This window comes from Rhodococcus sp. F64268 (genome assembly GCF_023015605.1).
Classification (GTDB): Bacteria; Actinomycetota; Actinomycetes; order Mycobacteriales; family Mycobacteriaceae; genus Rhodococcus.
The window spans coordinates 790,604-802,558 of sequence record NZ_JALKAI010000001.1 but is presented as its reverse complement, the minus strand read 5'-3'; the positions used below and the strand labels follow the sequence as shown (position 1 = coordinate 802,558).

Annotated in this window: 9 protein-coding genes; 4 read left to right on the top strand and 5 right to left on the bottom strand. The window is 65.4% G+C overall.

Going from position 1 to position 11,955, the window contains the following annotated elements:
- Nucleotides 1-15 precede the first annotated feature (15 nt).
- Nucleotides 16-3,741, top strand: coding sequence for a multifunctional oxoglutarate decarboxylase/oxoglutarate dehydrogenase thiamine pyrophosphate-binding subunit/dihydrolipoyllysine-residue succinyltransferase subunit (locus MWU77_RS03850; RefSeq protein ID WP_169687579.1), 3,726 nt, complete (start codon nt 16-18; stop codon nt 3,739-3,741).
- Between the two features lie 53 nt (nt 3,742-3,794).
- Here MWU77_RS03850 and MWU77_RS03845 read toward each other — a convergent pair whose 3' ends face one another.
- Complete coding sequence (locus tag MWU77_RS03845; protein ID WP_169687580.1) at nt 3,795-4,460, bottom strand: TetR/AcrR family transcriptional regulator; 666 nt, start codon at nt 4,458-4,460, stop codon at nt 3,795-3,797.
- Between the two features lie 71 nt (nt 4,461-4,531).
- On the opposite strand from MWU77_RS03845, the gene MWU77_RS03840 reads away from it, so the two are divergent.
- The 3 genes from MWU77_RS03840 to MWU77_RS03830 are packed head-to-tail and all read left to right on the top strand — an operon-like array spanning nt 4,532 to nt 7,832.
- Nucleotides 4,532-6,100: an NAD(P)/FAD-dependent oxidoreductase gene (locus MWU77_RS03840; protein WP_247272966.1), complete on the top strand. Its 1,569-nt coding sequence runs from the start codon at nt 4,532-4,534 to the stop codon at nt 6,098-6,100.
- The gene (locus MWU77_RS03835; RefSeq protein WP_169687582.1) at nt 6,097-6,924 is read left to right on the top strand and encodes an SDR family oxidoreductase; all 828 of its coding nucleotides are present in this window, start codon (nt 6,097-6,099) and stop codon (nt 6,922-6,924) included. Before MWU77_RS03840 ends, MWU77_RS03835 begins: the two co-directional genes overlap by 4 nt.
- Nucleotides 6,925-6,932: 8 nt before the next feature.
- Complete coding sequence (locus MWU77_RS03830; RefSeq protein WP_169687583.1) at nt 6,933-7,832, top strand: alpha/beta hydrolase; 900 nt, start codon at nt 6,933-6,935, stop codon at nt 7,830-7,832.
- 21 nt (nt 7,833-7,853) lie between these two features.
- Here the strand turns inward: MWU77_RS03830 and MWU77_RS03825 are convergent, their stop codons facing one another.
- The 4 genes from MWU77_RS03825 to MWU77_RS03810 form a co-directional block, all read right to left on the bottom strand.
- Nucleotides 7,854-8,798: a glycine betaine ABC transporter substrate-binding protein gene (locus MWU77_RS03825; RefSeq protein ID WP_247272965.1), complete on the bottom strand. Its 945-nt coding sequence runs from the start codon at nt 8,796-8,798 to the stop codon at nt 7,854-7,856.
- Between the two features lie 82 nt (nt 8,799-8,880).
- The gene (locus MWU77_RS03820; RefSeq protein ID WP_169687584.1) at nt 8,881-10,074 is read right to left on the bottom strand and encodes an NADP-dependent malic enzyme; all 1,194 of its coding nucleotides are present in this window, start codon (nt 10,072-10,074) and stop codon (nt 8,881-8,883) included.
- A 474-nt stretch (nt 10,075-10,548) separates the two neighbouring features.
- A complete protein-coding gene (locus MWU77_RS03815) occupies nt 10,549-10,977 on the bottom strand; it encodes a hypothetical protein (RefSeq protein ID WP_247272964.1) in 429 nt (142 codons plus the stop codon).
- Complete coding sequence (locus tag MWU77_RS03810; RefSeq protein ID WP_169687585.1) at nt 10,974-11,828, bottom strand: PHP domain-containing protein; 855 nt, start codon at nt 11,826-11,828, stop codon at nt 10,974-10,976. Before MWU77_RS03810 ends, MWU77_RS03815 begins: the two co-directional genes overlap by 4 nt.
- Between the last annotated feature and the right edge of the window lie 127 nt (nt 11,829-11,955).

Genomic DNA, 11,955 nt, shown 5'->3' with positions numbered 1-11,955 from the left:
AGGCGAACAACTGCCGTGAGCAGCAGCTCTACATCACAGTTCGGACAGAACCAGTGGTTGGTTGACGAGATGTACCAGCGTTTTCAGGACGATCCGTCGTCCGTGGATGCGAGCTGGCACGAGTTCCTGACCGATTACTCGCCGGAGGCAGCGGTTGCAGGAGGTGTTAACGGCTCCGACGTCACGGCACCCGAGAAGCCCGCTTCGGTGAAGTCCGCACCCGCCACGACTGCTTCGGCCGGCTCCGCTCCCAAGACCGCAGCACCCAAGGCCGCAGCGCCCAAGGCCGCGCCTGCAGCCCCGGCTGCCAAGCCTGCCGCAGCAAAGCCCGCACCCAAGGCTGCTGCCGCACCTTCCGCTGCTCCCGCGACCGAGGAGAAGAAGGTCCTCCGCGGTGCTGCCGGTGCGGTCGCGAAAAACATGAACGCCTCGCTGTCGATCCCCACGGCCACCAGCGTTCGCGCCGTCCCGGCGAAGCTGATGTTCGACAACCGGATCGTCATCAACAACCACCTCGCGCGTACGCGCGGCGGCAAGGTGTCGTTCACCCACTTGCTCGGCTACGCGATCGTCCAGGCGATCCAGGCGTACCCGAACATGAACAACCACTACGCCGAGATCGACGGCAAACCGAACCTCGTCACGCCTGCGCACACCAATCTCGGCCTCGCCATCGATCTGCCCGGCAAGAACGGGCAGCGTTCGCTCGTCGTCGCTGCTATCCGCAACTGCGAGACGATGAACTTCGCGCAGTTCTACTCGGCATACGAGGACATCGTCCGGCGCGCCCGCGACGGCAAGCTCACCGGTGAGGACTTCTCCGGTGTCACGATCTCGCTGACCAACCCGGGCGGCATCGGTACCGTGCACTCGGTTCCGCGCCTGATGAACGGCCAGGGCGCGATCATCGGTGCCGGTGCGATGGAGTACCCCGCCGAGTTCCAGGGCGCGTCCGATGAGCGCATCGCAGAAATGGGCATCGGCAAGCTGCTGACCCTGACCTCGACGTACGACCACCGCGTCATCCAGGGCGCCGAGTCGGGCGAATTCCTCCGCCAGATCCATCAGCTGCTGATCTCCGACGAGTTCTACGACGAGATCTTCCATACGCTGCACATTCCTTACGAGCCGGTTCGCTGGCGCAAGGACGTGCCGGAAGGTCTCGTCGACAAGCACACCCGTGTGCTCGAGCTGATCGCGGCGTACCGCAACCGCGGTCACCTGATGGCCGACACCGATCCGCTGCAGTTCGTCCGCGACAAGTTCCGTTCGCATCCCGACCTCGACGTCACGACTCACGACCTGACCCTGTGGGATCTCGACCGTGAGTTCAACGTCGGCGGTTTCCACGGCCAGCAGCGTATGAAGCTGCGCGATGTGCTGTCGGTGCTGCGCGACGCATACTGCCGCCACATCGGCATCGAGTACACGCACATCCTCGAGCCCGAGCAGCAGCAGTGGCTGCAGGAGCGGGTCGAGGCGCACCACGTCAAGCCGACGGTCGCGCAGCAGAAGTACATTCTGAGCCGCCTCAACGCCGCCGAGGCATTCGAGACGTTCCTTCAGACCAAGTACGTCGGGCAGAAGCGGTTCTCGCTCGAAGGCGCCGAGTCCGTCATTCCGATGATGGACAGCATCATCGATCAGGCCGCGGAGCATCAGCTCGACGAGGTCGCGATCGCCATGCCGCACCGTGGTCGCCTGAACGTGCTCGCCAACATCGTCGGTAAGCCCTACTCGAAGATCTTCACGGAGTTCGAGGGCAACCTGAACCCGTCGGCCGCCCACGGCTCCGGCGACGTGAAGTACCACCTGGGCGCCGAAGGCACCTACATCCAGATGTTCGGCGAGAACGACATCAAGGTCTCGCTCACGGCGAACCCGTCGCACCTCGAGGCGGTCAACCCGGTCCTCGAGGGGCTCGTCCGCGCGAAGCAGGACATCCTCGACAAGGGCGAAGCCGGCTTCACCGTGCTTCCGCTGCTTCTTCACGGTGATGCCGCGTTCGCGGGCCAGGGCGTGGTCGCCGAAACGCTGAACCTCGCGCTGCTGCGTGGGTACCGCACCGGCGGCACCGTGCACATCGTCGTCAACAACCAGGTCGGTTTCACCACCGCGCCGGAGCACTCGCGCTCGTCCGAGTACTGCACCGACGTCGCCAAGATGATCGGCGCACCGATCTTCCACGTGAACGGCGACGATCCCGAGGCCTGTGTGTGGGTTGCGCAGCTCGCCGTGGACTTCCGTCAGAAGTTCCACAAGGACGTCGTGATCGACATGATCTGCTACCGCCGTCGCGGCCACAACGAGGGCGACGACCCGTCGATGACGCAGCCGGCGATGTACGACGTGATCGATACCAAGCGCAGTGTCCGTAAGAGCTACACCGAGGCCCTGATCGGCCGCGGCGACATCTCGCTCAAGGAAGCCGAAGATGCCCTGCGCGACTACCAGGGCCAGTTGGAGCGGGTGTTCAACGAAGTCCGCGAACTCGAGAAGTTCCAGCCGGAACCGTCCGAGTCCGTCGAACTCGATCAGACCCCTGCGCCTCGCCTGAAGACGGCGGTCGATCAGAGCATGCTCGACCTGATCGGCGACGCGTTCGCAAATGTGCCCGAGGGCTTCAACGTGCACCCGCGTGTCAAGCCGGTCATCGAGAAGCGCCGCGAGATGTCCCGCGAGGGTCACATCGACTGGGCATACGCCGAGCTCCTCGCTTTCGGGTCGCTTGCCGAGCAGGGTGCGCTCGTGCGTCTTGCCGGTCAGGACTCGCGTCGCGGTACCTTCACGCAGCGCCATTCGGTTCTCATCGACCGCAAGACCGGCGGCGAGTACAACCCGCTCGCCGAGGTCGCCGCGAATTCCGGTAACGGTGGCCGCTTCATGGTGTACGACTCGGCGCTGACCGAGTTCGCAGGCCTGGGCTTCGAGTACGGCTACTCGGTGGGCAACCCCGAGGCGCTGGTGCTGTGGGAGGCGCAGTTCGGCGACTTCGTCAACGGCGCACAGTCGATCATCGACGAGTTCATCTCGTCGGGTGAAGCCAAGTGGGGGCAGCTCTCCGACGTCGTCATGCTCCTGCCGCACGGCCACGAGGGTCAGGGTCCCGACCACACCTCCGGCCGCATCGAGCGTTGGCTGCAGCTGTGTGCCGAGGGCTCGATGACGGTGGCAGTGCCGTCCACCCCGGCGAGCTACTTCCATTTACTGCGTCGCCATCATCTCGACGGCATCCGCCGTCCGCTGGTGGTCTTCACACCGAAGTCGATGCTGCGTAACAAGGCTGCGGTCAGCAATGTCGAGGACTTCACGCAGGGCAAGTTCCGCTCGATCCTCGAAGAAGTTCCGTTCGAGAACGAGTCGGCGGATCGGTCCAAGGTCACGCGCGTGCTGCTGACCTCGGGCAAGATCTACTGGGAGCTGCTCGCGAAGAAGCAGAAGGAAGGCCGCGACGACATCGCGATCGTCCGAGTCGAGCAGCTCTACCCGGTGCCGCGTCGCCGGCTCGCGGAGACGCTCGACAAGTACCCGAACGCCGCCGAGTTCTTCTGGGTGCAGGAGGAGCCGGCCAACCAGGGTGCATGGCCGTTCCTGGGCCTGGCTCTCCCCGAGCTCCTTCCCGATCACCTCTCCGGCGTGAAGCGGGTGTCGCGTCGCGCGATGTCGGCTCCGTCGTCGGGTTCGAGCAAGGTGCACGCGGTCGAACAGCAGGAGATCCTCGACAAGGCGTTCGAGCGCTGATCACTCGGACGGCAAGCAAGCCCCGTTCGTGCTCGATCAGGGCATGACGGTTCTCATGCGAGCCGGGTCGGTTCGTCCTTCGGGACGAGCGACCCGGCTCGCGCCGTTTCACCGAGCGAGACCGCCGCGTAGGTGACGGCGGGAAGTGCGCCGACCGCCAGTTCGATGAACTGGTCGCGGTCGATGGTCGGCTCGCGGAGCCACGCGATGGTGATGTCTTCGACGAAGGCCACCCAGCCGCGTACGGCGAGGCGGACCGCGGGGCCGGCCTCGATCCCGATGTCCGGTAGGTATCGAAGGGTTCGCTCGACCATGGCGGTGCGGGTCTGCTCGAAGACCTCGCGCATGTCCGGGTCGCCGCTCGCGGTTCCGCGCAGCATCGACACGTAGGTGTCGCGGCGCTCGGTCACGTAGTCGGCATAGGAAACGATGGTGCCGCGCAGCATGTCGAAGGGTTCGAGGGTGTCGTCGGGCGCGGTGCATTCGAGCATGTCGCGACTGATGTGACGGACGAGTTCGACGTGGAACTCGTGCTTGGACGAGAAGTAGTGGAAGAGGAGTCCGCGCGACACTCCCGCTTCGTCGGCGATGTCTTCGACGGAGATCTGGTCCAGGGGGCGTTCGGCGAGCATCCGCATTCCGAGGTCGATCAACTGGGCGCGGCGTTCTGCCGGTCCGAGCCTTCTTCGTTTGGTGTCGGTGCCTTTCACGCCTTCCATGCAACCGTCTTACTGAATTAGAGTCAACAAGACTATTGACCCGCGCTCAACAAGTGCCTACGCTGAGTTACATGAGTCTCACGGTTACAGACAATGTCGCGGCCGACACGAGCCCCCGCCGGGTCGACACGCTGATCATCGGCAGCGGATTCGCCGGACTCGGCGCCGCTATCGAACTCACCCGTGCGGGTAAGGACTTCCTCGTACTCGAACGCGGCAACGAGGTGGGCGGCACCTGGCGCGACAACACCTACCCCGGCGCCGCATGCGACGTGCCGTCGAACCTGTACTCGTACTCCTTCGCCCTCAACCCCGGCTGGACCCGCTCGTTCTCCCCCCAGCCCGAGATCCAGGCATACATCGCCTCCGTCGCCGACAAATACGACGTACGCCGCCGCACGGTCTTCGGGTGCGACGTGCAGTCCGCAACGTGGAACACCACGACCTTTCGGTGGGATGTCCAGACCACCAAGGGCGCATTCAGCGCGAAGATCCTCGTTTCTGCGGTCGGCGCGCTGTGCGAGCCGTCGCTGCCCGACATAAAAGGCATCCACAGCTTCGAGGGAGAGATCTTCCACTCGGCGCGCTGGAACCACGACGCCGACCTCGCGGGCAAGCGAGTGGCCGTGATCGGGACCGGAGCATCCGCCATCCAGATCGTTCCCGCTATCGCCGGGAAGGTCTCGCATCTCGATGTCTACCAGCGCACCGCACCGTGGATCCTCCCCCGCGCCGATCGCGAGTACACCACGGCCGAGCGATTCGCGTTCCGCTACGTGCCCGGCTTCCAGCGCCTCTCCCGCGCCGTCCAATACCTGACCCGCGAGACACAGGTCGTCGGCCTCGCCAAGGCGCCGATTTTCATGAAGCCCCTCGAAGTCGCGGCCCGCGCCCAGATCCGTCGGCAGATCTCCGACCCGGTGCTGCGCCGCAAGGTCACCCCGACCTTCAAGATCGGCTGCAAGCGCATGCTCATCTCCAACGCCTACTACCCGGCGCTCGCCCGGCCGAACGTCGACCTGGTCACCGCTGGAATCCGCGAGGTGACCGCAGACGGCATCGTCACCGACGACGGCACCACCCGCAAAGTGGATGCCATCGTCGTCGCGACGGGTTTCCACGTCACCGATTCCCCCACGTTCGCCGGTATCTACGGCAAGGACGGCCGCTCGCTCGCCGAGGTGTTCGACGAGAGCGGCATGCAGGGATACAAGGGCACGGCCGTCGCCGGATTCCCCAATATGTTCTTCCTCGTCGGCCCCAATACCGGACTCGGTCACACTTCGATGGTGTACATGATCGAATCGCAGCTCAACTACCTCGTCGACGCGATCCGCACCCTCGACCAGCACCGTATCGGCACCGTCGAGGTGCGCGAAGACGCGCAGGCCGATTACAACCGCACCCTCCAGCACGCTCTCGCATCGAGCGTGTGGAACACCGGCGGCTGCGCGAGTTGGTATCTCGACAAGCACGGCAACAACACCACGGTATGGCCGGGATTCACCTTCGAATTCCGCAGCATGACGAAGAAATTCGATCTCGAGGCGTACCGTAGCGTCGCCGCCGTCGATCTCCCGGCACCCACCCCCACGCAGACCGCAGAAGCCGACACCACCCGAGAGGTCGCAGCAAAATGAGTGAATTCACCGGCAGGGTCGTCGTCATCACCGGCGCCGGCTCCGGAATCGGACGTGCCCTCGCACTGAATCTCGCGGCGAAGGGCGCCCGGCTGGCCGTGTCCGATGTCGATACCGTCGGGCTCGAGGAAACTGCGCGTCGCGCACGCGATCTCGGGGCCGAGGTCCTTGCGGATCACCTGGATGTCACGCAGCGCGAAAAGGTGATGGACTACGCGGACAAGGTCGTCGAGCGCTTCGGTGTCGTCAATCAGGTCTACAACAACGCCGGTGTCGCATACCATGGCGAGTTCGAGCGGACGGAGTTCAAGGACTTCGAGCGCGTCGTGGACGTCGACTTCTGGGGTGTCGTCAACGGGACCAAGGCATTTCTTCCGCACCTGATCGCATCGGGCGACGGGCACCTGGTCAATGTGTCGTCCTTGTTCGGGCTGCTGTCCATTCCCGGCCAGAGCGCGTACAACGCAGCAAAATTCGCGGTGCGCGGGTTCACCGAGTCGCTGCGGCAGGAGATGCTCGTCGCGAAGCATCCCGTCCAGGTCACGTGCGTGCACCCAGGCGGAATCAAGACGGCGATCGCGCGAAACGCGGCCGTACCCGACGGCGACGATCAGGTGAGTTTCGCTCAGTTCTTCGACAGTAAACTTGCCCGCACCACCCCCGAGGATGCGGCCACCACCATTGTCAACGGCGTCCGAAAGAACAAGGCGCGGATCCTGATCGGTGCCGACGCGAAACTGCTCGACGGATGGGTGCGTCTCGTCGGCCCGACGTACCAGCGTGTCGTCGCGTTCGTGACAGCGCGCGTTCTGCCGAAGGGTTAGCGTTCGCCATGCCTCACCTGCCGCTGCCGCTCGTCCGCGCCGCACTCCGGCCCCTGTACGCGCTCACACTCAACGCGCGTCTCCCCTATCCCGTGCAACGACGCCTGCTCGAGGCCGCCGCACCGATCCAGACACTGCCGTCGGGCACAGTGGTCCGGACGACGACGCTGGCGGGGCGCCCCGCCGAACGGGTCACGGTCGGCGCCACCGAACGATCCACCGCGGTGCTGTACCTCCACGGCGGCGCATACACCTGCGCGTCGCCGGCCACACACCGATCCCTGGTCGCACATCTGGCAGCGGCCAGCGGTGCGGTGGTCTATGCGCTGGACTATCGTCTCGCACCGGAGCATCCGTACCCGGCCGCACTGGACGACGCCGTCCAGGCCTACCTCCAGCTTCTCACCGAGCCGGGGATGACCCCGGAAACCGTGTCCATTGCCGGGGATTCGGCCGGAGGCGGTCTCACCGTCGCCACCACGAACAGGCTCCGCACCGACCACGGCGTCACCCCCGCCGCCATCGGCCTGTTCTCGCCGTGGGTGGATCCGGGGTCTCGCTCGGCACCGTTCGATCGCGACGTCGTCGTCAACACTCGATGGGCGTACTCCTCGGCGGAGGCCTACCTCGGCGACGGCGACCCCACCGACCCGGGCTACGCACCGATGCACGCGGATCCGACGGGCCTGCCGCCGACGCTGATCCAGGTCGGCACCACAGAAGTGCTCTACCCGCAGATCGTCGAGTTCGCCGGCAGACTGCGCTCCGCGGGCGTGGACCTGACGCTGGTCGAGCAGCCCGAACTGTGGCACGTTGCGGGACTGCAGGCCTCGCTCGTCAAGGAGGCCGCGGATGCCGTGGCAGATTTCGGCAAGTTCCTGCGCTCCCACATGAAGCAGGCCGGGTGAACCTGCGACCGGGCGCAGCGATCAGGTGTGCTCCGCCAGCCAGTCGTCGGCCACCGCAGCCGCGTCCTCGCCGGTAGCGACGCGGGTGATCATGTCGGTCAGATCCGAGGTGGTGAGCTCACCTGCGATGACGCGGAGGGCGTCGAGCTGAAGCTCGCCGAAGACCGCCTTTCGGAACACGGGGACCACATTCTGTGCGACGAACACCGGACTCTCCATGTCGGAGGACGCTTCCTCCATCGGCGCGCGGTCCGGGGCGTCGGGCACCGTAACCACACCGCTTCCACTGCTCTCTGCGAGCACGGGCGCAAGGGTGGTCAGTCCCGCGACGGTGTCGACGTCCGACGTCGCGCCGAACGCAGCAGCCGCGGACGCTCGCTCGACAGATCGTGGTTCGCACCCGAGTTCGCTGAGCGCCCCGAGTCCGCCGGCGGCTTCGAACTCCGGGGTGAGAACGAAGTTGAGGTCGGTGCAGTGACCGGCGAGGTCGGAGATCCTCGAGATGTTCCGTGTCGCGATGAGGTCTGCGCCGGCGGCAAGCACCGCACGGTTCTGAGCCGACGCGTAGTCGGCGATCGTCAGCTCATCCGGGAGCGCACGCGCCAGCGCCTCGAACACGTCCTCCGCGTCCGTGGCAGCGACACCGGGGTCGTAGTGCCGGAGTAGCAGCCCCGTGTAGTCGGGGACCACCGTCGCGTCATCGGTGTCGAGTGCGGCGAGCGCTGCGTTCCGGTCGACGAAACCGTCGCGGACCTGCACCTCGATACCGGTCGTGCGCAGCACCCCGGCGTAGAGATGCGCAAGCAATACGGCGTCCGCACCGTCCCGTGCCGCGACCACGACCGGGCCGGACACCTCCGCAGAGTCGAGGACCGGCGATGCGCACCCGGCCGAGAGTGACATCGCCGCCACGACAGCCGCGATCAGTGAGCGGTGCCGCATCCACTTGATCTTCACGGCGGCCATTGTCGCGCATCCCCGGCAGACGCCGAACGCCCCGGTCCGAACCTTGGTGCGGGTTCGAGCCGGGGCGCACGGTGCGATCACGTCAGTCGGCGACACCCTCTGCCCTCGCAGCGGCCGCAACGGCCTCTGCGACGGCGGGCGCGACGCGCGGATCGAGCGGGCTCGGAACGATCTTGTCCACAGCCAATTCATCACCGACGACCGAGAGGATGGCCTCGGCGGCGGCGAGCTTCATGCCCTCGGTGATACGGCGGGCGCCCGCGTCGAGCGCCCCCTTGAACACACCGGGGAAGGCGAGCACGTTGTTGATCTGGTTCGGGAAGTCGCTACGCCCGGTCGCGACGATCGCCACGTGCTTGGAAGCGACGTCGGGGTGGATCTCCGGGTCGGGGTTCGACAGCGCGAAGACGATCGCGTCGTCGGCCATGGTCGCCACGATCTCTTCCGGGACGGTGCCCGCGGAGACGCCGACGAACACATCGGCGCCGTCGAGTGCTTCGACGATTCCGCCGTGCCGGCCTGCCGGGTTGGTGCGTTCGGCCAGATCTGTCTTCACACCCGACAGATCGGTGCGCTCGCTCGAGATGATGCCCTTCGAATCGAGGACCGTGACATCGTCGATTCCTGCGGCGAGCAGGATGTTGGCGCACGCGACACCGGCTGCACCGGCGCCGGAGATGACGACCCTGAGCTTGGTGATGTCGCGGTCCTGCACCTTCACCGCGCCCTTGAGGGCGGCGAGGAGGACGATGGCCGTGCCGTGCTGGTCGTCGTGCATGACCGGGCAGTCGAGTGCCTCGATCAGGCGCTTCTCGATCTCGAAGCAACGCGGGGCCGAGACGTCCTCGAGGTTGACGGCACCGAAGCTCGGGCGCAACCGGACGATGGTTTCGACGATTTCGTCGGAATCCTTGGTATCGAGGACCAGCGGGATCGAATTGAGCCCGGCGAACTTCTTGAACAGCGCAGCCTTGCCCTCCATCACCGGAAGGGAGGCGCGCGGGCCGATGTCGCCGAGTCCGAGAACGGCGGTGCCGTCGGAAACGACAACCACGAGACGGTTGGTCCAGGTGTACCGCTCGGCCAGCGTCGCGTCGGCCGCAATCGCACGGCTGACCTGGGCAACGCCCGGGGTGTACGCAATGGACAGGTCGCGCTGGGTGTCCAGCGGCGAGGTGAGCTCGACAGAGAGCTTGCCGTCGACGTGGCTTCCGAAGATCTCGTCGTCCGTCAACGCGAGCTTCTGAGGGGTTTTTGCGTCGGACACAATTGACACGATGACACTCCTGCATGTTCCGAGACCAGTCGGGTCCCGGTTACTGCGAAGTAACTGCAACAGAACATCATTGGTATGCATCGACCGTGTGTAGTTGCAGCAGCTTCGCCAAGGACGGGTTCGGTGAAGCTTCCGGGCGCGATCACGATTGCCGCTGTACAACGCTGTACGACTTCCGGAGCGTGATGGCGCCTAGGAGGGTGGCCCTGGCGGCGGCCCTGAGTATTCCATCGAGCTCGAACAGGACCTGCCATCTTCTGCCCGAAGCGGGGCGGTAGCACCACCTCGAACCACCCAGAAGTTTGCCACCTTCACAGACCAAACATCAAATCGGTGTTGGTTGCGAAGGTTCTCACCGATTTGCGTGCCCTACCTGTGAGTTTGCAACCCCGGCGGTCGATTTTTCAGTGATTCCTCAGCGGTTCCTGGGGTTACGTCCGAGCTACCGACGAGTAACGCGCAGCTTTTCCGCGTTCAACCCCACCACTGGGTGACCAACAGAATCGATGCAGTGAAAACCACCACAATTGCGGCACACACCGAAATCGGCCCCCGCCGACGATCCGCGACCACCTGCGCCACCACCGCGACGACGGCGGCCACCACGTGCGCCACCACGGATTCGGTCCCCGGTCCGGGGAAATCGCGATCCCCTCCGAGATAATGGGCACCGCACACCACAGCCATGAGGACCAGGACGGCACCCGTCACGATTCCCGAGACGACGCGTGCCGCCCTCACCACGAAACCCGCACGCGCGGGAACGGCTCCGCAATCGGCACGGTCGTCGTAGTACTCACCGGAGTAGTACTCCTCCACGTAATACTCGTCTTCGTAATAGTTGCCGTCACGGTAGATTTCATTCTGATCTGCGTCGTGGCGACGCGGCCCCCGCGACCTCATCCCTCGACCACCTCGACGCCGTGCGCACGATCGAGCATGTCCTCGAACGCGTCGCCATCCGTCGTGAACCGGCCGAGTCCGACCGATTTGTTGTCGCCGTGATAGTCGGACGAACCGGTGACGAACAACCCGAGACTCGAGGCCATGCCCCTCATCAATCGAGCATCGGCGTCGCTGTGGTCAGGATGATCGGCCTCGACCCCACCGAGACCGACCTCGGCGAGCTCCTCGATCTGGTCCAGCGCGAGCAACCGTCCGCGAGATCGAGCCCGGGCATGAGCGACAACCGAGACGCCACCGGCCGCCGCCACCATCTTCACCGCTTCGGCCAGCGGCGTGTCGTTCTTGTCGATGTAGTAGCGACCCCTCGGCGCCAGCAATTCGGTGAATGCGTCTCCGATCGTCGGCACGACCCCCGCTTCGACGAGCGCTCGCGCCAGATGCGGGCGACCGGCCGCCGGTCCGGCCTGTTCCAGGACACGGTCCGCGTCGATGGGCAGTCCGTCTTCCACCATGCGCTCCGCCATCACACGCAACCGTGACACGCGCTCGCCGCGCAATCGTTCGAGTTCGTCGCCGAACACCCGATCAGTGGGATCGAACAGATACGCCAACAGGTGCACCGCGACAGGAAAGCCGTCCTCGCCGCGACCGGTGCACGACATCTCCATGCCGCGGACCAACCGCAGGCCGGAGGGCAGAGCACCGACGGCCTCGTCCCATCCCGCTGTCGTGTCGTGGTCTGTCAGGGCCACCACGTCCAGGCCCGCTGCCGCCGCTTTCCGGACGAGACCGGTAGGAGTGTCCGTACCGTCGGAGGCGGCCGAATGGGAGTGAAGATCGATGCGCACCACATAAGTGTGTCAGGTGCAGCGACTATCATCATCGAGCGACCGGACAGCACCTGGACACGTGCCGAAGGCAGCTCGCCGCGGACGGAAAGGAACCCCTTTGCCGAACCGTTCCTACCAAGTGAGC